21 protein-coding genes are annotated in these 25,326 nt (G+C 73.4%); 14 read left to right on the top strand and 7 right to left on the bottom strand.

The genetic code is table 11. The annotated features are described in order from the left end of the window. The first annotated feature begins 248 nt into the window (after positions 1-248). Positions 249-3,098, top strand: coding sequence for an FAD-binding and (Fe-S)-binding domain-containing protein (locus ACH4UK_RS13375; RefSeq protein ID WP_398356150.1), 2,850 nt, complete (start codon positions 249-251; stop codon positions 3,096-3,098). 27 nt (positions 3,099-3,125) lie between these two features. On the opposite strand, the gene ACH4UK_RS13370 is transcribed toward ACH4UK_RS13375, so the two are convergent. Next, positions 3,126-4,010 (bottom strand): LysR family transcriptional regulator, encoded by an 885-nt coding sequence (locus ACH4UK_RS13370; RefSeq protein WP_398356149.1) that lies wholly within the window; start codon positions 4,008-4,010, stop codon positions 3,126-3,128. Positions 4,011-4,214: 204 nt separating this feature from the next. On the opposite strand from ACH4UK_RS13370, the gene ACH4UK_RS13365 reads away from it, so the two are divergent. Beyond that, a complete protein-coding gene (locus ACH4UK_RS13365) occupies positions 4,215-5,156 on the top strand; it encodes an EamA family transporter (RefSeq protein ID WP_398356148.1) in 942 nt (313 codons plus the stop codon). Positions 5,157-5,222: 66 nt separating this feature from the next. Here ACH4UK_RS13365 and ACH4UK_RS13360 read toward each other — a convergent pair whose 3' ends face one another. Beyond that, positions 5,223-6,194: an oxidoreductase gene (locus ACH4UK_RS13360; RefSeq protein ID WP_398356147.1), complete on the bottom strand. Its 972-nt coding sequence runs from the start codon at positions 6,192-6,194 to the stop codon at positions 5,223-5,225. Between the two features lie 56 nt (positions 6,195-6,250). Here ACH4UK_RS13360 and ACH4UK_RS13355 point away from each other — a divergent pair, with 56 nt between their 5' ends. From ACH4UK_RS13355 to ACH4UK_RS13310, 10 genes are all read left to right on the top strand, one after another. After that, positions 6,251-6,910: a TetR family transcriptional regulator gene (locus ACH4UK_RS13355; protein WP_398356146.1), complete on the top strand. Its 660-nt coding sequence runs from the start codon at positions 6,251-6,253 to the stop codon at positions 6,908-6,910. 133 nt (positions 6,911-7,043) lie between these two features. Further along, positions 7,044-7,634 carry a DinB family protein gene (locus ACH4UK_RS13350; protein ID WP_398356145.1) on the top strand — a complete coding sequence of 197 codons (591 nt, stop codon included), beginning with the start codon at positions 7,044-7,046 and terminating at the stop codon, positions 7,632-7,634. Between the two features lie 149 nt (positions 7,635-7,783). Beyond that, positions 7,784-8,590, top strand: coding sequence for a TIGR03084 family metal-binding protein (locus ACH4UK_RS13345; protein WP_398356144.1), 807 nt, complete (start codon positions 7,784-7,786; stop codon positions 8,588-8,590). Further along, positions 8,587-10,326, top strand: coding sequence for an acyclic terpene utilization AtuA family protein (locus tag ACH4UK_RS13340; RefSeq protein ID WP_398356143.1), 1,740 nt, complete (start codon positions 8,587-8,589; stop codon positions 10,324-10,326). The genes ACH4UK_RS13345 and ACH4UK_RS13340 overlap by 4 nt, the downstream gene beginning before the upstream one ends. Continuing rightward, positions 10,323-11,921 (top strand): acyl-CoA carboxylase subunit beta, encoded by a 1,599-nt coding sequence (locus ACH4UK_RS13335; RefSeq protein ID WP_398356142.1) that lies wholly within the window; start codon positions 10,323-10,325, stop codon positions 11,919-11,921. The genes ACH4UK_RS13340 and ACH4UK_RS13335 overlap by 4 nt, the downstream gene beginning before the upstream one ends. 7 nt (positions 11,922-11,928) lie before the next feature. Next, a complete protein-coding gene (locus ACH4UK_RS13330) occupies positions 11,929-13,914 on the top strand; it encodes a biotin carboxylase N-terminal domain-containing protein (RefSeq protein ID WP_398356141.1) in 1,986 nt (661 codons plus the stop codon). Beyond that, positions 13,911-15,080 (top strand): acyl-CoA dehydrogenase family protein, encoded by a 1,170-nt coding sequence (locus ACH4UK_RS13325; protein ID WP_398356140.1) that lies wholly within the window; start codon positions 13,911-13,913, stop codon positions 15,078-15,080. The genes ACH4UK_RS13330 and ACH4UK_RS13325 overlap by 4 nt, the downstream gene beginning before the upstream one ends. A gap of 189 nt (positions 15,081-15,269) precedes the next feature. After that, complete coding sequence (locus tag ACH4UK_RS13320) at positions 15,270-16,853, top strand: AMP-binding protein (protein ID WP_398356139.1); 1,584 nt, start codon at positions 15,270-15,272, stop codon at positions 16,851-16,853. Continuing rightward, positions 16,850-17,584, top strand: coding sequence for an enoyl-CoA hydratase family protein (locus ACH4UK_RS13315; RefSeq protein WP_398356138.1), 735 nt, complete (start codon positions 16,850-16,852; stop codon positions 17,582-17,584). Before ACH4UK_RS13320 ends, ACH4UK_RS13315 begins: the two co-directional genes overlap by 4 nt. Next, entirely contained in the window at positions 17,572-18,204 is a 633-nt protein-coding gene (locus tag ACH4UK_RS13310) for a TetR/AcrR family transcriptional regulator (protein ID WP_398356137.1), read from the top strand. The genes ACH4UK_RS13315 and ACH4UK_RS13310 overlap by 13 nt, the downstream gene beginning before the upstream one ends. Before the next feature lie 68 nt (positions 18,205-18,272). Here the strand turns inward: ACH4UK_RS13310 and ACH4UK_RS13305 are convergent, their stop codons facing one another. From ACH4UK_RS13305 to ACH4UK_RS13290, 4 genes are all read right to left on the bottom strand, one after another. Continuing rightward, positions 18,273-19,511 carry a serine hydrolase domain-containing protein gene (locus ACH4UK_RS13305; RefSeq protein WP_398356136.1) on the bottom strand — a complete coding sequence of 413 codons (1,239 nt, stop codon included), beginning with the start codon at positions 19,509-19,511 and terminating at the stop codon, positions 18,273-18,275. A 215-nt stretch (positions 19,512-19,726) separates the two neighbouring features. Further along, on the bottom strand, positions 19,727-20,137 hold the full coding sequence (locus ACH4UK_RS13300) for a RidA family protein (RefSeq protein WP_398356135.1): 411 nt from the start codon (positions 20,135-20,137) through the stop codon (positions 19,727-19,729). A 166-nt stretch (positions 20,138-20,303) separates the two neighbouring features. Continuing rightward, on the bottom strand, positions 20,304-21,470 hold the full coding sequence (locus ACH4UK_RS13295; RefSeq protein ID WP_398356134.1) for an alanine--tRNA ligase-related protein: 1,167 nt from the start codon (positions 21,468-21,470) through the stop codon (positions 20,304-20,306). 310 nt (positions 21,471-21,780) lie between these two features. Next, on the bottom strand, positions 21,781-22,452 hold the full coding sequence (locus ACH4UK_RS13290) for a helix-turn-helix domain-containing protein (RefSeq protein WP_398356133.1): 672 nt from the start codon (positions 22,450-22,452) through the stop codon (positions 21,781-21,783). 136 nt (positions 22,453-22,588) lie between these two features. Between ACH4UK_RS13290 and ACH4UK_RS13285 the strand changes: the two genes are divergently transcribed. Beyond that, positions 22,589-23,251 carry an SAM-dependent methyltransferase gene (locus ACH4UK_RS13285; RefSeq protein WP_398356132.1) on the top strand — a complete coding sequence of 221 codons (663 nt, stop codon included), beginning with the start codon at positions 22,589-22,591 and terminating at the stop codon, positions 23,249-23,251. Between the two features lie 94 nt (positions 23,252-23,345). Then, positions 23,346-23,933 carry a hypothetical protein gene (locus ACH4UK_RS13280; RefSeq protein WP_398356131.1) on the top strand — a complete coding sequence of 196 codons (588 nt, stop codon included), beginning with the start codon at positions 23,346-23,348 and terminating at the stop codon, positions 23,931-23,933. Positions 23,934-24,052: 119 nt separating this feature from the next. Here ACH4UK_RS13280 and ACH4UK_RS13275 read toward each other — a convergent pair whose 3' ends face one another. Then, positions 24,053-25,156: a citrate synthase 2 gene (locus tag ACH4UK_RS13275; protein WP_398356130.1), complete on the bottom strand. Its 1,104-nt coding sequence runs from the start codon at positions 25,154-25,156 to the stop codon at positions 24,053-24,055. Positions 25,157-25,326: the final 170 nt, after the last annotated feature.

Here is a 25,326-nt window from a genome sequence, read left to right as displayed (position 1 = left end):
GCCGGTTGGTACGGGTGGTGCGGGGTGGTGCGGACGTGGGTGGAGCTGACCGGTTGAATTCCGGACAGTTCGTCACGGTTCTGGGCGATCGCGCACAACTGGAGCTGATAATTCCTGCGCAAGTCTTGGTCACTATAGGAGACTTGACGGTCTGTTTGGGAAGATCTTGTGGGCTTTTTTGTGCGGCTTGTCCACTTTCATCCGTGCACATCCCAAGAGTTCATCCGTACCGACGGCATGCTGAAGGAATGGCCGAACAACATCGACCGCATTCCGGACCGCCCCCGGCTTTCGTCGCGGCGCTCCGCTCCGCCGTACGCGGCGAGAGCGACTTCGGCGCCACCGCACGGGCCTTGACGACGATGGACGCCTCCAACTACCGCCGCGTCCCGCTCGGTGTGCTCGCCCCGCGCGACGCGGACGACATCGCCGCCGCGCTGGCCGTCTGCCGGGAACACCGGGTTCCGGTGGTGGCGCGCGGCGGCGGCACGTCCATCGCCGGGCAGGCCACCGGGGCCGGCCTCGTCCTCGACCTCACCCGCCACCTGCGCACGATCCTCGACCTGGACCCCGCCGCCCGCACCGCCGTCGTGCAGCCTGGCGTGGTCCTGGACGACCTGCGGGCCGCCGCCGCACCCCACGGCCTGACCTTCGGCCCCGACCCCTCCACCCACAGCCGCTGCACCCTCGGCGGGATGATCGGCAACAACTCCTGCGGCGCGCACTCGGTGGCCTGGGGCACGACGGCGGACAACGTGCGCGGCCTGTCGGTGGTCCGGTACGGGGGCGAGGCGCTGCGCCTGGAACAAGGAGAAGCGGAGGGGCCCGAGGGCGTCCGGGCCCTGATCGCCTCCCACCTCGCCCTGCTCCGCACCGGCTACCCCGACCTCCCGCGCCGCATCTCCGGGTACGCGCTCGACGCCCTGCTCCCCGAACACCCCGGCGGCCCCGACCCGGTCCGGGCGTTCTGCGGCAGCGAGGGCACCCTCGGCGTCGTCACCGAGGCCACCGTGCGCCTGGTCGAGGTCCCGCGCGCCCGCGCCCTGGCCGTCCTCGGGTACGCCGACGAGTCCGCCGCCGCCGACGCCGCCCCGGGCCTCCTCCCGTACCGCCCGCTCACCGTCGAGGGCATGGCCGCCGACCTGGTCCGGGGGGCCGTCGGACTGCCGCGCGGGGCCGCCTGGCTGTTCGTCGAGACGGGCGGCGACACCCCGGCCGAGGCGAAGGCGCACGCCGAGCGCGTCCTGCGGGGAGCCGACGCGGTGGACGGGATCGTCGTCACCGACCCGGCCGGGCAGCGGGCCCTGTGGCGGATCCGCGAGGACGCCGCCGGCACCGCGACCCGGATGCCCGACGCAGGGGGTGCGGCCGGACGCGGGGGAGAGGCGTGGCCCGGCTGGGAGGACTGCGCGGTGCCGCCCGCCCGGCTCGGCGTCTACCTCCGCGACTTCCGGGCCCTGCTCGCCGAACACGGCCTGCGCGGCACCCCGTACGGCCACTTCGGCGACGGCTGCATCCACGTCCGCATCGACTTCGACCTGATCAGCGAGGCCGGGGTGGCCCGCTTCCGCCGGTTCTCCGAGGAGACGGCCGACCTGGTGGTCGCGCACGGCGGCTCCCTCAGCGGGGAGCACGGCGACGGCCAGGCACGCGCCGAGCTGCTGCCCCGGATGTACGGGGACGAACTCGTCGCCCTCTTCGGCCGGTTCAAGGACCTGTGGGACCCGGACGGCGGCCTGAACCCCGGCATCCTCGCCCGCCCCGCGCCCCTCGACGCGAACCTCCGCTTCGCCGTCCTGCCGAAGCGCCCGGTGGATGTGGAGTTCGGGTATCCGCAGGACGGCGGGGACTTCGGGGGCGCGGTCCGCCGCTGCGTCGGCGTCGCCAAGTGCCGTACGACGGAGGCGAGCGGCGCGGGCGTCATGTGCCCGTCCTTCCGCGCGACCGGCGAGGAGGCCCATTCCACGCGCGGGCGGGCCCGGCTGCTGCACGAGATGCTCGCGGGCGAGGTCATCACGGACGGCTGGCGGAGCACGGAGGTGCGGGACGCGCTCGACCTCTGCCTCTCCTGCAAGGGGTGCCGCAGCGACTGCCCGGTGGGCGTCGACATGGCCACGTACAAGGCGGAGTTCCTGCACCACCACTACCGGGGGCGGCTCCGGCCCGCCGCCCACTACGCGCTGGGCCGCCTCCCGCGGTGGCTGCGCCTGGCCGCCCCCTTCGCCCGTCCCCTCAACGCCCTGGCCCGGCTGCGCCCCCTCGCCGCGCTCGCCAAACAGCTGGCGGGGATCGCGCCCGAGCGGACGATCCCGGTGCTGGCGACGGAGACGTACAGCCGGTGGTCCCGCGCGCGTCAGGGCAGGGGCACTCACCTCCGCTCCGCCGGCCGGGTGGTGCACCTCTGGGCGGACACCTTCACCGAGCATCTGTCGCCGCAGGTGGGCCGGGCCGCGGTCCGGGTGCTGGAGGAGGCGACGGGACGTACGGTGCTGAACGCCGCGCCCGGCGCGTGCTGCGGCCTCACCTATGTGTCGACCGGCCAACTCGACGCGGCCCGCAGCGTGATGCGCCGCACCCTGGACCGGCTGCACCTCTTCCCCGGCCACCCGCTCGTCGTCCTCGAACCGAGCTGCGCCGCAACGCTCCGCACCGACCTGCCCGAACTCCTCCCCGACGACCCGCGCGCCGCGGAACTGGCCGCTTCGGTGCGCACGTTGGCGCAGTATCTGGAGGAGTACGCCCCGGACTGGACCCCGCCCCGCCTGGACCGCCCGGTCGCCGGTCAGACGCACTGCCACCAGCACGCGGTCCTCGGCGACGCGGCGGAACGGAGACTGCGCGAGCGGATGGGCCTCACCGGCGAACTCAGCGGCGGCTGCTGCGGTCTGGCCGGGAACTTCGGCTTCGAGAAGGGCCACTGGGAGGTGTCCGTCGCCTGTGCGGAGGAGCAACTGCTGCCCGCTGTCCGGGAGTCGGAACCCGGTGCCGAACTCCTCGCGGACGGTTTCTCCTGCCGTACGCAACTGGACCAGCTCGCCGGACGGCGGGCCCGGCACCTCGCGGAGGTGATCGCGGAGGGGCTGGGGCCCGGCGCGTGAGGCGGTTCGCCTCCGCCGGGCGGGCGGTCACCGGCCTCGCGCGACGATCTCGCGGGCCAGGGCCGCCAGCTGGGGGAGCGCGGGGTGGCCCGGGGCGTCGCGGCGGGCGAGGAGGACCGGGACGCCCGGGGCGTCGTCGAGCGGGACGAAGGCGACCCCCGCGTGCGGGTGCATGCCGATGGTCGAGGCGGTGGTCACCCCGCTGCCGCGTCCGGCGGCGATGGCGGTGAGCCACTCGTCGGTGTTCCCGACGGTGAGGGTCGTGGCCGGGCGGGCGTGCCGCGGCCACAGGTCGATGGTGGTGGTGCCGGAGACGGGGTTCAGGACGACGGGGCCGTCCGCCAGATCGGCCAGGGCCAGCGACGTACGTCCCGCGAGCGGCCCGTCCGCCGTCACCGCCGCCACCCGGACCTCGGTGAACAGCACCTCGGCGACGAGCCCCGGCGCGTCCACCGGGCCCCGCAGCAGCGCCGCGTCGACCTCGCCCCGGGTCAGCCCGGCGGTGCGGTCGTCGATGCGGAGCAGTTCCAGCGGGGTTCCCGGGTGGCGTTCCTGCCAGGTCCGCAGCAGCGGCGTGGTGTACGGCCCGAAGGCGGCCCAGGCGTGCCCGAGCCGCAGCGGCCAGGTGCGCAGCCGGCCGGAGTCGAGCGCCTCGTCGAAGGCGGCGACCGCGGCGGCGGCCTTGTCGCGGAAGGCGAGGCCGTCGGGGGTGAGGGCGAGGTGATGGGTGGAGCGGTCGACGAGCCGGACGCCCAGGTGCCGCTCCAGCGCCGCGAGGGTGCGGGAGACGGCGGGCTGGGTCAGCCGGAGCCGGGCGGCGGCGCGGGTGATGTTGAGCTCGTCGGCGACGGCGAGGAAGGCCCGCAGGTGCCGGAGTTCGACGGGGCGGACGGGGGAACTGCCTTCGTTCATGCGTGGAGAGCATAACGAGAGCGTGATCGGCATTTCACGGAACGCGCAGGCGTCCTTACGGTGAAGGAAAGTCATGGCGCGAAAGTGTTGTTTGCCGTACCGTCCAGTCCATTGCAGTGGACTGGGTCGCCGGGCCGGCTCCGGCTCCTGGGCCACCTCCTCCCGCTCATCCCTGTTGTCTCCCGTTTCCCCGGAAGGTCCCCCGTGAACGACCAGCGCAGCGCCGCCGAACCGGCCGCCGCAGCCGTCGCCGTACCCGAAGCGGTGACGGCGCTCGAAGGTTCCGGGACCGACCGCAGGGCCGCGCTGGTGCCGATCGTCCTGGTGGTGGCCGGCGGCCTGTCCGTCCAGTTCGGCTCGGCCGTCGCGGCGCTGCTGATGCCGAAGGCCGGCGCGCTGGGCGTCGTCACGCTGCGGCTCGCGGCCGCCGCGCTGATCCTGCTGGTCGTCTGCCGCCCGAAGCTGCGCGGCCACTCGCGCGCCGACTGGGGGACGGTGCTCGCCTTCGGCGTCGCGATGGGCGGCATGAACACGCTCTTCTACCAGGCGCTGGACCGTATTCCGCTCGGCATCGCGGTCACCCTGGAGGTGCTGGGCCCGCTCGCGCTCTCGGTGTTCGTCTCCCGCCGGCTGATCAGCGTCCTGTGGGCCGGGCTCGCCCTCGTCGGCGTCGTCCTGCTCGGCGGCGGAGGCTTCGACCGCCTCGACCCGGTCGGCGCGGCGTACGCCCTGGGGGCCGGGGCGATGTGGGCGGCGTACATCGTCTTCAGCGCCCGCACCGGCCGCCGCTTCCCGCAGGCGGACGGGCTGGCCCTGGCGATGGTGGTCGCCGCGGTCCTCTCGCTGCCCCTGGGCATCATCGAGTCCGGGGCCAAGCTGACGGTCCCGTCCACCGTGGCGCTCGGCGCGGCGGTGGCGGTCCTGAGCTCGGTGCTCCCGTACACCCTGGAGCTCATGGCCCTGCGCCGGCTGCCCGCCTCCACCTTCGCCGTGATGATGAGCCTGGAGCCGGCCATCGCGGCGGCCGCGGGCTTCCTGATCCTGGACCAGGCCCTGGCCACCACGGACGCGCTCGCCATCGCCCTGGTCATCGGGGCGAGCATGGGCGCGGTGCGCAGCCAGACGAGGCGTCGCCGCAAGGAGTGACACGGGCCGGAGGCGGCCGGCCTCACGCGGGCCGGCGGGCTCCGGGATCCGGGATCCGGGCCCGGGTCAGCCGGGCGTCGGGAACGGGAAGCGGACGTCGGTCAGCCGCTCCGACACCTCCCACAGCCGCCCCCCGGTGTCGGCGTCGAGGGCCGCCGGGGCGAGCGGGACCCTGGCCGGTCCGCCGCGCAGCTCCCCGGGGCCGTCCGGGCCGATGAGTTCGCCGCCCCGCGCGTCCGGTGCGGTCGCCGCGTACAGCTGCGGGAGCGCGCCCGCGCCGGGGCGTTGGGCGAGGGGGCGCAGGACGTGGCCGAACAGCAGCTTCACCAGGCCGGTCGGCCCGCTCGTCTGCAACCGGGTGGCGGTGTAGCCCGGGTGGGCGAGCAGGCTGCGGACCGGGCTGCCGGACGCGGTCAGCCGCCGGTGCAGCTCGTGCCCGAAGACGGCGTTGGCGAGCTTCGACCGGTCGTAGAAGACCATCGGCCCGTAGCCGCGTTCGCCGTTCAGGTCGTCGAAGTCCAGGCGCGCCTTACGGTGGTTGACCGAGGTCACCGTGGTGACGCGCGGGTCCCGTCCCTCGGCCAGCAGGTCGAGCAGCAGCCCGGTGAGCGCGAAGTGGCCGAGGTGGTTGCAGGCGAACTGCAGCTCGTGCCCCTGTGCGCTGACCGACCGGGGCGGTGCCATCACCCCGGCGTTGTTGACCAGCGTGTCCAGCCGGGAGCGGTCGGCGTGCAGGGCGTCGGAGAACGCCCGTACGGAGTCGAGGTCGGCCAGGTCCAGGCGGCGCACCTCCAGGGAGGCTCCCGGCCGGCCGGCGGTGATGTCGGCGACGGCCCGGCGCCCCTTCTCCTCGTCGCGCACGGCCAGGATCACGTGCCCGCCCCGGTCGGCGAGGGACCGGGCGGTCGCCAGGCCGAGGCCGCTGTTGGCCCCGGTGACCACGGACACCCGGCCGGTCTGGTCCGGCATCTGCCCGGCGGTCCAGCGCTGCTTCTGTGTCGCATTCCGGGGCGCGTCCCGGGTCGCATCCTGTGTCATACGGCATACGTTGTCTTTCATGGCACCAAGTGTCAAGAAGTTACTGAGTGCCAAAAATGGCATGGCGCTACGATGGGGGCGTGAGCACCCGCCCCGCAGTGACCATGGCCCAGCGCAAACGTCAGCTCGTCTCGAACGAACTGACCGAAGCGGCGCTCCAGTTGATGGCGCTGGAGGGGTTCGACGCGGTCACGGTCGACGAGATCGTGGCCACCGCCGGAGTGTCCAAGCGGACGTTCTTCCGGTACTTCGCGTCCAAGGAGGACGTGGTCGTCCAGTTCCTGGCCGACATGGGAGCGGGCATGCATGCCGAACTGGCCGCCCGCCCCGCCGCCGAACCGCCCTCTGTGGCCCTGCGGCACGCCGTCTGGGTCGCCATGGCGGCCTGCGCCGACGGCGTCGAGCACTCCGGCCGGGCCCTGCGGGTCGTCCAGCTGATCCTGCGCACCCCCGCCCTGCGGGCCCGCTTCCTGGAGCACCAGGCCCAGTGGCGCGACGACCTCGCCCTGGAGGCGGCCCGCCGTCTGGGGCTCGACCCGGAGGCGGACCTCTTCCCGCGTCTCGCCGCCGGGACCGCGCTCGCCGCCTTCGACACCGTGCTGCGGCGCTGGAGCGAGAGCGACGGTGCGGAGGACCCCGCCGCGCTCACCGACCGGGCGTTCGCCGTCCTCGCCCCGGCGCTGGACGCGGCGGGGGCGCACACCGCCGCCCCGTAAGGCCTCCGTCCGCCGTGGATCCGCCGCCCGGAATGCCCTCGTCCGTGCGGTGCCGGACCTTACAGTCGGCTGATCCGCCCCTTCCAGGGGGTGTCCGGCACTCCCTGGCACCCACCGGCCTGGAGGCCCCGCCATGGAATCGACCGGAGCGACCGGACCGACCGGCATCCCCCCGCGGACCGGCGAAGGTCAGGACCTGCTGGCCATGGTCGCCGACCAGCGCACCAACTTCCTCTACTCGGTCGTCGGGCTCACCGACGAGCAGGCCCGCACCCGTTCGACGGTCAGTGAGCTGACCCTCGGCGGCATCGTCAAGCACCTCGCGGACATGCAGCGGAGCTGGCTGTCCGTGATCGACGGCACCGCCGCCCGGACGATCGACTGGGCCGACCTCGATCCGGACGGCAACCGGATGACCGACGACGAGACCCTCGCCGGCCACCTGGACGCCTTCCACGCCGCGGCCGAGGTCTTCGACCGCACGGTCTGCGAGGAGCCCGATCTCGACCGGGCGCTCACGCTGCCGCAGTACCCCTGGTCGCCGCCGGAGCCCGTCATCTGGAGCGTGCGCCGCGTCCTGCTGCACGTGTTCCGCGAGATCGCCCACCACAGCGGGCACGCGGACATCGTGCGCGAGGCCCTCGACGGGGCCAGCACCACCGACCGGATGGCGCGGGCGGCCATGGGCGAGGAGTGGCAGGAAGGGACGACCGGCGGCGAGTGACCGAGGGGCGGGCGGCATCGGGCGATGCCGGGCCCGATGCCGCACGCCGCCCGTACCGGCCGGGCAGAAAATCATGCAAGCGTGCTTGATTGTTTCCTGGTGCGCTGCCATGCTCCTCGGCACCACACCCGGTCCCGAGGGGAGCGCACGTGTCCGCTGTCGCAGCCGTGATCGACGATCTATGCGAAGAGAGCGACGAACTCGACGCCCTGGTCGCCGTGTTGGACGACCCGGGCTGGCGCGGTCCGACGCCCGCCGAGCGGTGGACCGTCGCCCATCAGATCGCCCACCTCGGCTGGACCGACGAGGTCGCGCTGCTGGCGGCCACCGAGCCGGACCGGTTCGGGGACGAGGTGGCCAAGGCCCTGGCCGCCCCCGCGTCCTTCGTCGACGAGGCGGCCGACGCGCTGGTCGCCGCCCACGCCCCGGACGCCCTGCTCGCCCGGTGGCGGGAGGGCCGGCAGCGACTCCACAAGGTCCTGCGGGACGCCCCCGCCGGCACCCGGATCCCCTGGTACGGCCCGCCGATGAGCGTCGCCTCGATGGCGACCGCCCGGCTCATGGAGACCTGGGCGCACGGCCAGGACATCGCCGACGCCCTCGGGGTCTCCCGGGCCCCCACCGCCCGGCTCCGGCATGTGGCGCGGATCGGCGTCCGGGCCCGGAACTACGCCTACGCGGCGCGCGGGATCGCCGCGCCCGAGGAGGAGTTCCGCGTCGAACTCCACACCCCGGACGGCGACCTGGTCGCGTACGGGCCCGAGGACGCCGCCCAGCGGGTCGCCGGGCCGCTCCTCGACTTCTGCCTCCTGGTCACCCAGCGCGCCCACCGGTCCGACCTCGCGGTCACCGCCGAGGGGCGCGAGGCCGACCAGTGGCTCTCCATCGCCCAGGCCTTCGCCGGACCTCCCGGACCGGGCCGGCTGCCCCGCGCGGAGCGGGACGGCCACCGGTGAACCGCGCGGCCGCCCCCGCCCCCCTCCGGATCGGCAACGCCTCCGGCTTCTACGGCGACCGCTTCGATGCGCTGCGCTCCATGCTCACCGGCGGCCCCCTCGACGTCCTCACCGGCGACTACCTCGCCGAGCTCACCATGCTCATCCTCGGCCGCAGCCGCCTCAAGGACCCGGAGAAGGGCTACGCCACCACCTTCCTGCGCCAGTTGGAGGAGGGCCTCGGCCTCGCCCACGACCGCGGGGTGAAGATCGTCGCCAACGCCGGCGGCCTCAACCCGGCCGGACTCGCCGACGCGGTCCGGGCGTTGGCCGACAAGGTCGGGGTACCCGTCGCCGTCGCCCATGTCGAGGGCGACGGCCTGCCGGTCCCGGACGGGTTCCTCACCGCCAACGCCTACCTCGGCGGCTCCGGGATCGCCGCCTGTCTGCGGGCCGGGGCCGATGTCGTCGTCACCGGCCGGGTCACCGATGCGGCCCTGGTCACGGGGCCCGCCGCCGCCCGCTTCGGCTGGGGCCCGGACGACCTGGACGCGCTCGCGGGGGCCGTCGTCGCCGGGCACGTACTGGAGTGCGGTACGCAGGCGACCGGCGGGAACTACGCGTTCTTCGGCGAGCACGACGTCCGCCGCCTGCGTCGCCCCGGCTTCCCGGTGGCCGAGATCCACGCCGACGGCTCGTCCGTCATCACCAAGCACGACGGTACGGGCGGGGTCGTCGACCTCGGCACCGTCACCGCCCAACTCCTCTACGAGACCGGTGGAGCCCGGTACGCGGGCCCCGATGTCACCGCCCGCCTCGACACCGTGACGCTGACCCCGGACGGCCCGGACCGGGTGCGCATCGACGGCGTGCGCGGCGAGGCCCCGCCGCCCACCCTCAAGGCCGGGCTCACCCGGATCGGCGGCTGGCGCAACGAGGTCGTGTTCGTCCTCACCGGCCTCGACATCGAGGCCAAGGCGGCCCTCGTGAAGGACCAGTTCGCCGACGCCCTGGAGCGGGCCGACGGGCCCCCGCCGGCCGAGGTGCGCTGGGAGCTGTCCCGTACCGACCACGCCGACGCCGACACCGAGGAGCGGGCCGGCGCGCTGCTCCGGCTCGTCGTCCGCGACCGGAACGCCGACGCGGTCGGCCGGGTGGTCTCCGGGGCCGCCGTGGAACTGGCCCTCGGCAGCTACCCCGGCTTCCATGTCACCGCCCCGCCCGGAAAGGGCGCGCCCTACGGCGTGTTCGAGGCGATCCACGTACCGGCGGGAGACGTCGGGCACACCGCCGTGCTGCCGGACGGGACCCGGCTGCTCATGGAACCGCCCTCGCTCACCCGGGAGTTGGCCGAGGTCGAGGAACCGCCGCTCCCCGCCCCGTACCCCTCCGCCGCCACCCGGCGCGCCCCCCTGGGCCTGATCGCGGGCGCGCGCAGCGGCGACAAGGGCGGCGACGCCAACGTGGGCGTGTGGGTGCGCGACGACGCCGCGTGGCGGTGGCTGGCGCACGAGCTGACCGTCGAGCGGTTCCGGGAACTCCTCCCGGAGACCGCCGAACTGACCGTCGTACGCCATGTCCTGCCCAATCTGCGCGCCCTGAACTTCACCGTGCGCGGCCTCCTGGGGGAGGGCGTCGCCGCGCAGGCCCGGTTCGACCCGCAGGCCAAGGCGGTGGGGGAGTGGCTGCGGTCCCGGTGGCTGCCCCTGCCCGTACCGCTGCTGGCAGGCATCCCGCTCCCGGAGGTGACCGCATGACCGTCCTGCCCACCGGGCTCGACACCAACGGCCCCGACTACGCGGCCAACCGCACCGCCCTGCTGGCCAAGCTCGCCGAGCTGGAGACCGAGCACGCCAAGGCGCTCGCGGGCGGCGGCGAGAAGTACGTGGCCCGGCACCGCGAACGCGGCAAGCTTCCGGCCCGGGAGCGGATCGAGCTGCTCGTCGACCCCGACACCCCGTTCCTGGAGCTGTCGCCGCTGGCCGCCTGGGGCAGCGATTACGCGGTCGGGGCCTCGCTCGTCACCGGGATCGGGGTGGTGGCGGGCGTCGAGTGCCTGATCACCGCCAACGACCCGACCGTACGCGGCGGAGCCTCGAACCCCTGGACGCTGAAGAAGGCCCTGCGCGCCAACGAGATCGCCTTCGCCAACCGGCTCCCTGTCATCAGCCTGGTCGAGTCGGGCGGGGCCGATCTGCCGTCCCAGAAGGAGATCTTCATCCCGGGCGGGGCCCTCTTCCGTGACCTGACCCGGCTCTCCGCCGCCGGAATCCCCACCGTGGCCGTGGTGTTCGGCAACTCGACGGCCGGCGGCGCGTACGTCCCCGGGATGTCCGACCACACCGTGATGATCAGGGATCAGTCCAAGGTCTTCCTCGGCGGACCGCCCCTGGTGAAGATGGCCACCGGCGAGGAGAGCGACGACGAGTCCCTCGGCGGGGCCGAGATGCACGCCCGCACCTCCGGTCTGGCCGACCACTTCGCCGTCGACGAGCACGATGCGCTGCGCCAGGCCCGGCGCATCGTCGCCCGGCTCAACCGGCGCAAGGCGCACGCCGATCCGGGTCCCGCCGAGCCGCCGAAGTACGACGAGGACGAACTGCTCGGGATCGTGCCGGGCGACCTGAAAGTCCCCTTCGACCCGCGCGAGGTCATCGCCCGGCTGGTGGACGGCTCGGACTTCGACGCGTTCAAGCCGCTGTACGGGACGAGCCTGGTCACCGGCTGGGCGCGGCTGCACGGCTATCCGGTGGGGATCCTCGCCAACGCGCAGGGCGTGCTGTTCAGCGAGGAGTCGCAGAAGGCCGCCCAGTTCATCCAGCTCGCCAACCAGCGCGACATCCCGCTGCTCTTCCTCCACAACACCACCGGCTACATGGTCGGCAAGGAGTACGAGCAGGGCGGGATCATCAAGCACGGCGCGATGATGATCAACGCGGTCGCCAACTCGAAGGTCCCGCATCTGTCGGTCCTGATGGGCGCGTCCTACGGGGCCGGCCACTACGGGATGTGCGGCCGCGCCTACGACCCGCGTTTCCTCTTCGCCTGGCCCAGCAGCAAGTCCGCCGTCATGGGCCCCCAGCAGCTCGCGGGCGTCCTCTCCATCGTCGCCCGCGCCTCCGCCGCCGCCAAGGGGCAGCCGTACGACGACGAGGCGGACGCCGGGCTGCGCGCCATGGTGGAGCAGCAGATCGAGGCCGAGTCGCTGCCGATGTTCCTGTCCGGGCGGCTCTACGACGACGGGGTCATCGACCCGCGCGACACCCGCACCGTCCTCGGGATGTGCCTGTCCGCGATCCACACCGCACCGGTCGAGGGCGTCCGTGGCGGCTTCGGCGTCTTCCGGATGTGATCCGCCCATGAGGAGTGACGTGATCCAGACCCTGCTCGTCGCCAACCGGGGCGAGATCGCCTGCCGGATCTTCCGTACCTGCCGCGACCTGGGCATCACCACGGTCGCCGTGTACTCCGACGCGGACGCCGACGCCCTGCACGTACGGGAGGCGGACCTCGCCGTACGCCTGCCGGGGGCGGCCCCCGCCGACACCTATCTGCGCGGCGATCTCGTCGTGGCCGCCGCACGGGCCGCCGGTGCGGACGCCGTGCACCCCGGCTACGGCTTCCTCTCGGAGAACGCCGCCTTCGCCGCCGCCGTGCAGGACGCGGGGCTCGTGTGGGTGGGCCCGCCGGTCAAGGCCATCGAGCTGATGGCCTCCAAGACCCGGGCCAAGGAGCTGATGGCCGGGGCCGGGGTCCCGCTGCTGGCCCCCGTGGACCCGGCCGCCGCGACCGCCGCCGACCTGCCGCTGCTGCTGAAGGCGGCGTCGGGCGGCGGCGGGCGCGGCATGCGCGTCGTCCGCGAACTCGAAGCGCTCCCGGCGGAGTTGCGGGCCGCCGCCGCCGAGGCCACCGCCGCCTTCGGGGACGGCGAGGTCTTCGCCGAGCCGTACGTGGAGCGCGGCCGGCACGTCGAGGTCCAGGTCATGGCGGACGAGCACGGCACCGTGTGGGCGCTCGGGACCCGGGACTGCTCGCTCCAGCGCCGCCACCAGAAGGTCATCGAGGAGGCCCCGGCTCCCGGCCTGGACGAGGCCCTGCGCGCCCGGCTGTACGAAGCGGCCGTGGCGGCGGCCCGTGCCGTGGACTACCGGGGCGCGGGGACCGTGGAGTTCCTGGTCTCCGCCGACGGGCGGCCGTACTTCCTGGAGATGAACACCCGCCTCCAGGTCGAACACCCCGTGACGGAAGCCGTGTTCGGGCTCGACCTGGTCGCCCTGCAACTGTGCGTGGCGGAGGGCGGACCGCTGCCCTCGCCCCGGCCCCCGGAGGCGGCCGGCCACGCGGTGGAGGCCCGGCTCTACGCCGAGGACCCCGCCCGCGACTGGCAGCCGCAGACCGGAACCCTGCTCGCGCTGGACGTGCCGGACGCGCCGGGCCTGCGCCTGGACACCGGGTACACCGGCGGCGACGCCATCGGCGTGCACTACGACCCGATGCTCGCCAAGGTGATCGCCCACGCCCCGACCCGCGCCGGGGCCGTCCGGCTGCTGGCCCGCGCGCTGGAACGGACCCGGATCCACGGCCCGGTCACCAACCGCGACCTGCTCGTCCGGTCGCTGCGCCACCCGGACTTCACGGCGGCGCGCCTGGACACCGGGTTCTACGACCGGCACCTCGCGGCCCTGACCGCCCCGGGGCCCGGCCGGGATCCGGGCCGGGCCGCCCTCGCCGCCGCCCTGGCGGAAGCCGTACGCGCCACCACCGCCGGCGGCCCCGCCCCCACCCGCTTCGGGGCCTGGCGCAACGTGCCCTCGCAGCCGCAGCTCAAGCGCTACCGCGGCGAACCCGACGGGGCCGAGCACGAGGTCGCCCTCCGCACCCCGCGCTCCGGCCCCCCGGAACCGCACGACGCCCCCGGCGTCCGGGTCCTGGCCGCCGCCCCCGACCGCGTCACCCTCGAGATCGACGGGGTGACCCGGACCTTCGCCGTCACCGCCGACGGCGACCGGGTGCACGTGGACACCGCCGACGCCTCGTACACGTTCACCGCCCTGCCCCGCTTCACCGACCCCGCCACACGGACCGAGCCCGGCTCCCTGCTCGCCCCGATGCCCGGGACCGTCGTCCGCCTCGCGGAGGGCCTGGCCGCCGGGGTCCCCGTCGCGGCCGGGCAGCCGCTGATCTGGCTGGAGGCGATGAAGATGGAGCACCGCATCCTCGCCCCCGCCACCGGCACCCTCACCGCCCTGCACGCCGTCCCCGGACACCAGGTCGAGGTCGGCGCGCTGCTCGCCGTGGTCCAGGAGGACCCGGCCGCCATCCCCGTACCGGAGGAGACCGCATGAGCACCGCACGCACCGTCCTCGAAACCGAAGAGCACCAGGCCCTGCGGGCCGCCGTCGCCGCCCTCGGCAAGCGGTACGGGCGCGACTACATGACCACCGTCATCCGCGCGGGCAACCACACCGACGAGCTGTGGGCGGAGGCCGCCAAGCTCGGCTACCTCGGGGTGAACCTTCCCGAGGAGTACGGCGGCGGAGGCGGCGGTATGGCCGAACTCTCCATCGTGCTGGAGGAGTTGGGGGCGGCCGGCTCGCCCCTCCTGATGATGATCGTGTCGCCCGCGATCTGCGGCACGGTCATCGCCCGCTTCGGCACGGACGAACAGAAACAGCAGTGGCTGCCCGGCCTCGCCGACGGAAGCCTCACCATGGCCTTCGGCATCACCGAGCCCGACGCCGGCTCCAACTCCCACCGGATCACCACCACCGCCCGCCGCGACGGCGTCGACTGGGTTCTCACCGGCCGCAAGGTGTTCGTGTCCGGCGTCGACATAGCCGACGCCACACTGATCGTCGGCCGAACCGAGGACGCCCGGTCCGGGAAGCTGAAACCCTGCCTGTTCATCGTCCCGCGCGATGCCCCCGGCTTCGGGCGGAGCGTGATCGACATGGAACTCCACGCCCCGGAGAAGCAGTTCGAGCTCGTCCTGGACGACGTACGGCTGCCCGCCGACGCCCTGGTGGGCGACGAGGACGCGGGCCTCCTCCAGCTCTTCGCCGGACTCAACCCCGAGCGGATCATGACGGCCGCCTTCGGCATCGGGATGGGCCGGTTCGCGCTGGCCAAGGCCGTGGACTACGCCCGCACCCGCCAGGTGTGGAACGCCCCGATCGGCTCCCACCAGGCCATCGCGCACCCGCTCGCCACGGCCCACATCGACCTGGAGCTGGCGCGCCTGATGATGCAGAAGGCGGCCCGGCTGTACGACGACGGCGACGACATCGGGGCGGGCGAGGCGGCGAACATGGCGAAGTACGCGGCGGGCGAGGCGTGCGTGAAGGCGGTGGACCAGGCCGTGCACACCCTCGGCGGCAACGGCCTGACCCGCGAGTACGGGCTCGCGTCCCTGGTCACCGCGTCCCGGGTGGCCCGGATCGCCCCGGTCAGCCGGGAGATGATCCTGAACTACGTCTCGCACCAGACGCTGGGCCTGCCGAAGTCGTACTGAGGGCTGTCGTCAAACTGCCGCTTTCCGGGCGACGACGGCAGTTTGATGACAGCCCCCAGGGCGCGGGAAGGAGCGGGGCCTACTCTCCCCATTCCGCGCCCGCGCGGCGATTTTGATCCTCCACACCCGCACGGCGTCCCGCGCCTGTCGTCCAGGCGGCGCGGGCCACCACGACGACAGGGGACCGCCATGGTGTTCCGCAGCGAGTACGCAGACGTACCGGCCCTCGACACGCCCATCCACGAAGCGGTCCTCGGCGGGGCCGCCGGGTTCGGTGAGACCCTCGCCCTGATCGACGGGACGAACGGCAACTCCTTCACGTACGCCCAGCTCGACGGCTTCCACCGGCGCATCGCCGCCGCACTCGCCGAGGCCGGACTCCGCAAGGGCGACGTCCTCGCCCTCCACAGCCCGAACACCATCGTCTACCCGGCGGTCTTCTACGGGGCCACCCGCGCCGGGGCCTCCGTCACCATGGTCCACCCGCTGGCCACGACCGAGGAGTTCGCCAGGCAGCTCGCCGACAGCGGGGCCCGCTGGGTCGTCACGGTCTCCCCGTTCCTGGAGACCGCCCGCCGGGCGGCCGAACTGGCCGGCGGCGTCCGGGAGATCTTCGTCTGCGACCGGGCGGAGGGCCACACCTCGGTCCAGGACATGCTGTCCTCCACCGCCCCCGAGCCGGAGATCGCCATCGACCCCGGCGAGGACGTCGCGGCGCTCCCGTACAGCTCCGGCACGACGGGCACGCCCAAGGGCGTGATGCTGACGCACCGCTCGATCGCGACGAACCTGGAGCAGCTGAGTCCGCTCCTTCCCATGGGCCGGGGCGACCGCATCCTGGCCGTCCTGCCCTTCTTCCACATCTACGGGCTCACGGCGCTGATGAACGCCCCGCTGCGCCACGGCGCGACGGTCGTCGTCCTGCCCCGCTTCGACCTGGCCCAGTTCCTGGAGGCCATCCAGACGCACCGCATCACCGGCCTCTACGTGGCCCCGCCGATCGTGCTGGCGCTCGCGAAGCACCCGATGGTCGGGCAGTACGACCTCTCCTCGCTCCAGTACATCGTCAGCGCCGCCGCCCCGCTGGACGCCGACCTGGCCGCCGCCTGTTCGGCCCGCCTGGGGCTGCCGCCGTTGCGCCAGGCGTACGGGATGACGGAGCTCTCGCCCGGTATGCACGCGGTGCCGCTCTCCGCCGAGCAGCCGCCGCCGGGAACCGTCGGCAAGCTGCTGCCGGGCACCGAGATGCGGATCGTGTCCCTGGAGGACCCGGCGAAGGACGCGGAGCCGGGAGCGGACGGCGAGATCCTCGTGCGGGGCCCCCAGGTGATGAAGGGCTATCTGGGCCGCCCCGACGCCACCGCGGAGATGATCGACGCGGCGGGCTGGGTGCGCACCGGCGACGTCGGCCGGGTGGACGCGGACGGCTGGCTGTTCGTCGTCGACCGGGTCAAGGAACTGATCAAGTACAAGGGCTACCAGGTGGCCCCCGCCGAGCTGGAGGCCCTGCTGCTGACCCACGAGCACCTCGCGGACGCGGCGGTGATCGGCGTGTACGACGCGGAGGGCAACGAGGTCCCGAAGGCGTTCCTGGTCCGGGGCGCGACCGGGGAGGACCTCACCGCCGAGGACGTCATGGCGTACGTCGCCGAGCGGGTGTCCCCGTACAAGAAGATCCGGCGGGCAGAGTTCATCGAGGCGGTGCCCAGAGCGGTCACCGGCAAGATCCTCCGGCGTGAGCTGCGCGACCGGGAGAAGACGGAGCGGACGTGACCCTGATCGTACGGACGCAGGACCGGGGCGTGGCGACGCTGACCCTGGACTCCCCGGCGAACCGGAACGCGCTGTCGGCGGCACTGGTGGGCGAACTGCGGGAGGCCCTGGCGGTCTGCGCCGCCGACGACACCGTACGGGCGGTGGTGCTGACCCACACCGGCACGACGTTCTGTGCGGGGGCGGACCTGAAGGCGCCGCCGGACCCGGAGGCGTTCGTGGGCCTGATGCGGGGGATCGTGGCGCTGCCCAAACCGGTGGTGGCCCGGGTCACGGGCCATGTCCGGGCGGGGGGCCTGGGCCTGCTGGCGGCGTGCGACATCGCGGTGGCGGGCGAGACGTCGTCCTTCGCCCTGACGGAGTCCCGGCTGGGCCTGGCCCCGGCGGTGATCTCGCTGACCCTGCTCCCCCGGGTGGACCGCACGGCGGCGCATCGCTACTACCTCACGGGTGAGCGGTTCGACGCGGCGGAGGCGGCGCGGATCTCGCTGGTCACGGTGGCCGCCGAGGACGTGGACGAGGCGCTGGTCCCGGTCCTGAACGGCCTGCGCCGGGCGTCTCCGCAGGGGCTGGCCGCATCGAAGGAGCTGGTCACGGCTACGGTGCTGAGGAGCTTCGACCAGTACGCCGAAGACCTCATCGCCCTGTCCGCCGCGTTGTTCGCCTCCGACGAGGCGCGGGAGGGGATGACGGCCTTCCTCGAACGACGGGACCCAGCGTGGGTGCGGTGACCTCTTCTTCCTCCACCCCCTCCTCCACCCCTGCCACCCCCCACAAGGCGGCCCACGCGCCCAAGCAGGACCGCAGCCGGGCCACCAGGCAGCGTCTCCTGGAGGCCGCGGTGGCCTGCCTGGCGGAACACGGCTGGGCGGGCTCCACCGTCTCGGTCGTCGCCGAGCGCGCCGGGGTCTCGCGCGGCGCGGCCCAGCACCACTTCCCGACCCGCGAGGACCTGTTCACGGGGGCGGTGGAGTACGTCGCCGAGGAACGCTCCGCCGCCCTGCGCGCGCTCCCCGTGCAGGGCCGCGCGCAGGTGGTCGCGGCCCTGGTCGACCTCTACACCGGCCCCCTGTTCCGGGCCGCGCTCCAGCTCTGGGTCGCCGCCTCCAACGAGGCCCAGCTCCGGCCGCGCGTCACGGAGCTGGAGGCGAGGGTGGGCCGCGAGACCCACCGGATCGCCGTCGAACTCCTGGGAGCCGACGAATCGCGACCCGGAGCCCGCGAAACGGTCCAGGGCCTCCTGGACATGGCCCGCGGCCTCGGCCTCGCCAACCTCCTCACCGACGACACCGCCCGGCGGGCGCGGGTGGTGGCGCAGTGGGCGGCGCTGGTGGAGGAGGGGCTGGGGTGAGGCGGCCGCCCACCCGGCCGCCCCATCGCTGACGGGTCCCCGAACGCGGGGACCGGACCCTTCCCGGCTCAGGGGGTGTTGGGCCCCTGGGAGGCGCTGCCGTCGTAGACGTGGTCCGGGGTGGCGATCTGTGTGACCGCGCGGGCGAGCAGGGTGGACGGCTCCTGCGTTCCGCTGAGCGAATCCGTGTTGATCATGATGACCATGGTGGCCTTCTGCGCGGGCAGGTAGACGGTCACGGTCTCGTACCCCGGCAGGGACCCGTTGTGCCCGATCCACCCGCCGGTCTCGAAGATGCCCAGGCCGTAGCTGAGCCCCGGGAATCCGGTCGGCAGGGTCTTGAGCCGCTGCGCCTGGGTCGCGGGGCTCAGCAGCTCCCCGGTGGCGACGACCTTGGCCCAGCGGCGCAGGTCGTGCAGATCGGAGATCATCGCGCCGGCCGCCCACGCCCAGCTGGGGTTCCAGTCCGTGGCGTCCTCGGTCTCACCGCTCAGCGTCTGGTCGGTGTAGCCGTGGGCGTGCGGCTCGGGGAACTCGGCCCCCTTCGGGAAGAGCGTGTGGTGCAGGCGGGCGGGACGGAGCACCCGCTCGTGGATGACCTGCCCGAGCTTCTGCCCGGTGACCTTCTCGATGACGAGCCCGAGCAGGACGAGGTTGGAGTTGGAGTACTGGAACTCCGCGCCCGGCTTGAACGTGTTCTTGTGCTTCATGCCGTACGCGAGCACGCCCCGCGGGGTGAACGAGCGGTACGGGTCGCTCAGCAGGTCGTTCACGAAGCCCGGGTCGGCGGTGTACGGGAACAGACCGCTGCGCATCCCGGCGAGCTGACGGAGCGTGATCCGGTCGCCGTTGCGCACGCCGGGGACATAGGCCGAGATCGGGTCGTCCAGACCGACGCGCTTGTCGTCGACGAGTTGGAGCAGCGCGGTGACCGTGAACGTCTTGGTCTCACTGCCGATCCGGATGCGAGTGTCGGCCGACATCGGCTCACCGGTGGCCTTGTCGGCGACGCCGCTCGTGTGGACGTAGCTCCCCTTCCCCGGCATCCACAGCCCGACGACGGCACCGGGAATGCCCGCCTGTTCGCGGACCTCGTCGATGGTTCTGTCCAGCTCGGCCCTCAGCGCGGGGTCGAGGCCGCCCGGCGGACAGTCGTCCTCGCCGTGCCGGTCGCTCCCGTGGTGCTGATCGTGCCGGTCGAGGCCTGCGGCCTGGACCGCAGGGGCGGGAGCCAGGGCCATCGTGGCCAGGACGGACGCCGCGAGCAGCATCGCGGCGAAGGGGCGTCGGGTGGGGGAGCATCGCATGGCGGGACCTTTCCAGGCCGTGGGGGAGGGGGGGCGGAGCGGACGGCAACGACACCATCCGGCCCCCGGGCTCCGCGCCGCATCCCGGCCGCGTCCCGCCAAGTCCACTCGTTCGGGGCCTGAAAACGCTCGCGCCGGCCCGTCGCTCCCGCGACGGTTCGGGTGCGCTCGGGGGCCTCAGCGTGCCCGTGGGCTCGAGAAGCGTGCCCGTGGGCTCAAGAGTCGAGCACGGCGGCGACGGCCTCGATCTCGACGAGTTGGTCCTGGTAGCCGAGCACGGTGACGCCCATCAGGGTGCTGGGAACGTCATGGTCAGCGAACGAGTCCCGGACGACCGCCCAGGCCGCCACCAGGTCCTCTCGCCGGTCCGACGCGACGAGAACCCTGGTGCTGATGACGTCCTGGAGGGACGCACCTGAGGTGGCGAGGGCGGACCGCATGTTCTCGATGGCCTTCGTCGCCTGACCCGCGTAGTCACCGATCGCGGCCGTGGAGCCGTCCTCGTTCAGCGGACACGCCCCGGCGAGGAAGATCAGGCGTGACTCGGCCGGTGCCGTGGCCGCGTACGCGTACTCGGCAACGTCGGACAGGGTGGCGGAGCGGATCAACGTGACGGCACGAGCCATGGTCGGCGGTCCCTTTCCCTCGGGTGCTGGGCTCGGACATCCTGCCAACGCCCGTTGGCTCCCGCCTTCCCTTTTCGCGACGGTCCCCACGCCCAGCGCCCCTCGCCGGGGTGTCCTTCCGCTCGCGTGCACGGCGAGCGGCTGCCGTGTCGTCGGCTGCGCGTCCTCACTCCTGGCGCAGGCCCGTGATCAGCTCGCGCGGCAGGCCGTGGGTGTCGTGGAGGTAGTGGAAGTCCTCGTCGGTCAGCGGGCCTCGGAACCGGGGCCTGGCCAGCACGCCCCGGCCGCGTTCCAGGAGTTGGCCGAACCGGTGCTCCTCCTCGCGCAGCACCCGGAGCACGTCGCCGGGGCGCATGTCCTGCCGGAAGTGGTCCAAGGTGTGCCGGACCAGTTCTTCCGGCAGGTCCTCGATGCCGTACGGCAGGTCCTTCCGCCGGAGCACGGTGAGGACGCGGCGCAGCAGGCGGCGCAGTACGTAGCCCTGGCCCGTGTTGGCCGGGCGTACTCCGTCGCCGAGCAGTACGACGGCCGAGCGCAGGTGGTCGATGACCAGGCGCAGCGACGGTTCTTCCAGGGGCCACAGGGGCGGCACGAGGCGGTGCCAGGGGTCGAAGACGTCGCAGGCGAAGACGGACGACTTGCCCTGGAGCAGAGAGGCCAGCCGCTCCAGGCCGAGTCCGGTGTCCACGTTGCGCTGGGGAAGCGGTACGAGGGAGCCGTCGTCGAGCCGGCGGTGGGTCATCGTCACGTGGTTCCACACCTCCACCCAGCGGTCGTCGCCGGTGGGCGTCGACCGCGGTGGGCCGTCACCGCTCCACAGGAAGAACTCCGAGTCGGGGCCGCACGGTCCGACCGGTCCGTTGGACCACCAGTTGTCCTCCACGGTGAGTTCCACGGGGACGCCTAGGCCCTGCCACAGTTCGAGGGAGGCGGTGTCCGGCCCGGTCCGGCCGTCACCGGCGTAGACGGTGGCATGCAACCGTCCGGGATCGATGCCGAGCCCCTCGGTGAGCAGCCCGTACCCCCAGTCGAGGCTGAGCGGGCCCTCGTAGTCGCCCAGCGACCAGGTGCCGAGCATCTCGAAGACCGTCAGGTGGCGGGCGTCCCCGACCTCGTCCAGGTCCGTGGTGCGCAGACAGCGCTGTACGTTCACGAGCCGCCTGCCGAGCGGATGTGGGCGGCCCTCCAGGTGCGGGGTGAGCGGGTGCATGCCGGAGGTGGTGAAGAGCACGGCGTCGCCGGGCGGCGGCAGCAGTGTCGAGCCGGTGATCCGGCGGTGGCCGCGCTCTTCGTAGTACTCGACGAACGTGCTGACCAGCTGGTCCGTACGCATGGGAGTGGCTCCTTCGCGTTGCAGCGGGGGAGGCACCGGAGAACGGGACCGCTCGGTCACCCGGCCGGGGCCGAAGGGCCACGGGCACTGCCGACGGACCGTTTCCGGTCGCCGGGGGGAGAGAGAAGAAGGTCAGGCGGCGGCAACCGGCGAGCTGGTCGCTCGCGCGGTCGCGGTGGTGGTGATGCCGGTGACGTTCATGCTGGTGACGATAGCGCGGCCCAGGTCGCGGGAGCACGCGAATTTTCCCGCCCTGGCCTTGCCCGGCCCGCCCCGCCCCGGGCCCACTCACCGAGGCGGCTGTCCGTGATCAGTCGCGGTCGCCCGAGGTCCGTGGTGTGCGGGACGCGTCGGCCGGTCCCCGCGAAGGCTCCTGGCGGGCCCTCAGATGGGCCCGTTCGCCCTGATGGCCGAAGAGGACGAGGAGCTCGACCGTCCGGTCGTCGTCCGGGCCGAGCCAGTGCGGCACATGGGTGTCGAACTCGGCTGCCTCGCCCGGCTTCAGGACCAGCGTCCGCTCGCCCAGGATCAGCCGCAGCCGCCCGGCCAGTACGTACAGCCACTCGAAGCCCTCGTGGGTCCGCAAGGTCGGCTCGGTGTCCGGCCCCGGCGGGATCAGCAGCTTGTGGGCCTGGACGCCGCCGGGGCGGCTGAGCGGTACGTAGGTGAGGCCGTCGCGGGTGACCGGGCGGATGTGGATGCGCGGGTCGCCCGTGCGGGGTGCCCCGACCAGTTCGTCCAGCGGTACCGCGTGCACCTCCGCCAGCGGCAGCAGCAGCTCGAGCGTCGGCTTGCGGGTGCCGCCCTCCAGGCGGGACAGGGTGCTCTCGTTGATCCCGGTCCGCTCGGCCAGCTCGGCCAGCGTCATTCCGTGCCTGCGCCGCAGTTGGCGGAGGCGGGGGCCCACGGCCGCCAGGACGCTGTCCCTGCTTCCCGTGTCTGCCGTGTCTGCCGTGTCCGCTGTGCCTGCCGGGTCTCCCATGGTTGTCAGGTTGCCGAAACGGCATGGCTCCTTGCAAGTGCGGCAGCGCGTGACGCACCTTCCTGCTGAGCGGGGTGCTCCATCCGGAGCGACCGCCGCGACGACGAAGAAGATGAAGAAGATGAGGGAGACAGCCATGAGCAGCGACACCACCGGTGCCACCGACTCCGCCGCCTTCTGGGAGAACCACTACGCCGGCGTGGACGCCCAGTGGGGCACCCGGCCCAACGCGGTCCTCGCCGAGGTCGTGACCGCCCTGGCTCCCGCGCCGGGCGGCGGCGGCCGGGCGCTCGATCTCGGCTGCGGGCACGGCGGCGACGCGCTCTGGCTCGCCTCGCTCGGCTGGGACGTCACCGCCGTCGATGTCTCGGCCACCGCCCTGGGCAGGGTCACCGCCGGAGCCGCCGCGGCCGGGCTGACCGGCCGCGTCCACCCGAGCCGGCACGATCTGGCCCGGTCCTTTCCCGACGGAGACTTCGCCCTGGTCGCCGCCAGCTACTTCCACACCCCTGTGGAGATCCCCCGCGAGCAGGTGCTCCGGCGGGCCGCCGAGGCCGTCGCCCCGGGCGGGCTGCTGGTGCTGGTCGAGCACGCCTCGCTGGCTCCCTGGTCCTGGCGGGACGGCCACCAGGACGTACGCTTCCCCGCCCCCGACGACGTACTCGCGTCCCTGCGGCTGGGCGACGGATGGCGGACCGAGCGCTGCCACGCGCCCCGGCGGACCGCCACCGGGCCCGCCGGCGAGACGGCGACCGTGACCGACAACGTCATCGCCGTGCGCCGGGTCGACCGCGCCTGAACCCCGCGCCTGAACCCCGTGTCCGAGGGCGGTGCCAGGGGGGGTGTCAGAGGGGGGTGGCAGAGTGGAGTGCATCGGAATCGGAGGGGGAACCGTGGGGGATTACTTCCAGATCGTCGTCGACCGCGATGTCACCGAGGCGGACGCCGCCCCGCTGGCCGCACGCGTGGTCGCCTGGCTCGTGGCCGAGGGCGTCATCGGGCCCGACCGCACCGAACCCGTCCTCGGCAGCGATCCCGGATATCCGCCGGGTCCGCGGATCCGGGAGGTCGTCGACAGCAGCGGCTGGGGCGAACCGTGGCAGGGCGGGGGGCTCGACGTCGAGGTCACCCGCACCGTGTTCGACTCCGGGCAGTGGGCCGACCCGGCCTTGGCCACATGCCCACGCTGCGCGCGGGACACCGAGTTCCACGACGAGACCTGGGAGGAGATCCCCGGTGCCTGGTCCCCCTTCGCCGAGGCGATCGAGGACTGGTCGGCGGGGGGCGAGGCCCTCGTCCGGTGCGCGCACTGCGATGCCGCGTCCCCGCTCGGTGACTGGACCGGAATGGACAACTGCTTCGCCTTCGGCAACCTCGGCTTCACCTTCTGGGGGTGGCCCGACTTCACCCCGGCCTTCCTCGCGGAGTTCGACCGCCGGCTGGACGGTCACCGCACGGCCTTCGTGTCCGGGAAGCTCTGAGTCGGGGCGGCGCTACGGGGCGGTGCTCCGGGCCGGTGTTACGGGCCGGTGTTACGGAGCGTAGCTACGGGGGCGGGCCCGGGGCCTCGCCTCCGTAGCTACACCCGGTAGCGCCCGCCTCAGCCCGCGACGATGTCGTCGTACCCGTCGATCTCACGCGGGTCGCGCGTCCCCGGGCCGATGTAGGTCGCCGAGGGGCGCACCAGGCGGCCCGTGCGCTTCTGCTCCAGGATGTGCGCCGACCAGCCCGCCGTGCGGGCACACGTGAACATCGACGTGAACATGTGCGCCGGGACCTCCGCGAAGTCCAGCACGATCGCCGCCCAGAACTCCACGTTCGTCGCCAGGACGCGGTCCGGACGCCGCGCGTGCAGCTCCTCCAGCGCGGCCTTCTCCAGCGCCTCCGCCACCTCGAAGCGCGGCGCGGCCAGCTCGCGGGCCGTGCGGCGCAGGACGCGGGCGCGCGGGTCCTCGGCGCGGTAGACACGGTGGCCGAAGCCCATCAGGCGCTCGCCCCGGTCCAGCGCCTGCTTCACGTACGCACCGGCGTCGCCCGTGCGCTCGATCTCCTCGATCATGCCGAGGACCCGGGACGGAGCGCCGCCGTGCAGCGGGCCCGACATCGCGCCCACCGCGCCGGACAGCGCCGCCGCGACGTCCGCTCCGGTCGAGGCGATGACCCGGGCGGTGAAGGTGGAGGCGTTCATGCCGTGCTCGGCCGCCGACGTCCAGTACGCGTCGACCGCCTTCACATGCTTCGGGTCCGGCTCGCCGCGCCAGCGGATCATGAACCGCTCCACCACCGACTGCGCTTTGTCGATCTCGCTCTGGGGCACCATCGGCCGTCCCTGACCGCGTGCCGACTGGGCGACGTACGACAGTGCCATCACGGCGGCCCGCGCCAGGTCGTCCCGGGCGGTCGCCTCGTCGATGTCCAGCAGCGGTTTCAGGCCCCAGACGGGGGCGAGCATCGCGAGCGCCGACTGCACGTCGACCCGGATGTCACCGGAGTGCACGGGGATCGGGAACGGCTCGGCCGGCGGCAGGCCCGGGTTGAACGCCCCGTCCACCAGCAGGCCCCACACGTTCCCGAACGAGACGTGGCCGACGAGATCCTCGATGTCGACCCCCCGATAACGGAGCGAACCGCCTTCCTTGTCCGGTTCGGCGATCTCCGTTTCGAACGCGACGACTCCCTCAAGACCGGGTACGAAGTCGGACATCAGGCGGCTCCCTCAGTTCGGCGGGCGGCGGGCGGGCGGCGTCCTGTGGTCGGCGGCCGTGGAGCAGGTGCGGGAAAGGGCCGCTGCCATACGAAGGCCACAGGGGCCTGCCCCACGATATTGGCGGGTTCCCACGGAGCGGGGAAGCGTGACATCCGGCACAGGGGCCC

The organism is Streptomyces sp. NPDC020884, assembly GCF_044333935.1.
Lineage (GTDB): Bacteria > Actinomycetota > Actinomycetes > Streptomycetales > Streptomycetaceae > Streptomyces.
Note: the sequence above shows the minus strand (reverse complement) of the source record. Positions and strands in the feature narration are given on the sequence as shown.

What these genes read in the sequence shown, in the direction of transcription:
- ACH4UK_RS13375 (WP_398356150.1), top strand. Translation starts at nt 249, where the DNA reads ATGGCCGAACAACATCGACCGCATTCCGGACCGCCCCCGGCTTTCGTC.
- ACH4UK_RS13370 (WP_398356149.1), bottom strand. Translation starts at nt 4,010, where the DNA reads ATGAACGAAGGCAGTTCCCCCGTCCGCCCCGTCGAACTCCGGCACCTG.
- ACH4UK_RS13360 (WP_398356147.1), bottom strand. Translation starts at nt 6,194, where the DNA reads ATGACACAGGATGCGACCCGGGACGCGCCCCGGAATGCGACACAGAAG.
- ACH4UK_RS13355 (WP_398356146.1), top strand. Translation starts at nt 6,251, where the DNA reads ATGGCATGGCGCTACGATGGGGGCGTGAGCACCCGCCCCGCAGTGACC.
- ACH4UK_RS13350 (WP_398356145.1), top strand. Translation starts at nt 7,044, where the DNA reads ATGGAATCGACCGGAGCGACCGGACCGACCGGCATCCCCCCGCGGACC.
- ACH4UK_RS13335 (WP_398356142.1), top strand. Translation starts at nt 10,323, where the DNA reads ATGACCGTCCTGCCCACCGGGCTCGACACCAACGGCCCCGACTACGCG.
- ACH4UK_RS13330 (WP_398356141.1), top strand. Translation starts at nt 11,929, where the DNA reads ATGAGGAGTGACGTGATCCAGACCCTGCTCGTCGCCAACCGGGGCGAG.
- ACH4UK_RS13325 (WP_398356140.1), top strand. Translation starts at nt 13,911, where the DNA reads ATGAGCACCGCACGCACCGTCCTCGAAACCGAAGAGCACCAGGCCCTG.
- ACH4UK_RS13320 (WP_398356139.1), top strand. Translation starts at nt 15,270, where the DNA reads ATGGTGTTCCGCAGCGAGTACGCAGACGTACCGGCCCTCGACACGCCC.
- ACH4UK_RS13305 (WP_398356136.1), bottom strand. Translation starts at nt 19,511, where the DNA reads ATGCGATGCTCCCCCACCCGACGCCCCTTCGCCGCGATGCTGCTCGCG.
- ACH4UK_RS13300 (WP_398356135.1), bottom strand. Translation starts at nt 20,137, where the DNA reads ATGGCTCGTGCCGTCACGTTGATCCGCTCCGCCACCCTGTCCGACGTT.
- ACH4UK_RS13295 (WP_398356134.1), bottom strand. Translation starts at nt 21,470, where the DNA reads ATGCGTACGGACCAGCTGGTCAGCACGTTCGTCGAGTACTACGAAGAG.
- ACH4UK_RS13290 (WP_398356133.1), bottom strand. Translation starts at nt 22,452, where the DNA reads ATGGGAGACCCGGCAGGCACAGCGGACACGGCAGACACGGCAGACACG.
- ACH4UK_RS13285 (WP_398356132.1), top strand. Translation starts at nt 22,589, where the DNA reads ATGAGCAGCGACACCACCGGTGCCACCGACTCCGCCGCCTTCTGGGAG.
- ACH4UK_RS13275 (WP_398356130.1), bottom strand. Translation starts at nt 25,156, where the DNA reads ATGTCCGACTTCGTACCCGGTCTTGAGGGAGTCGTCGCGTTCGAAACG.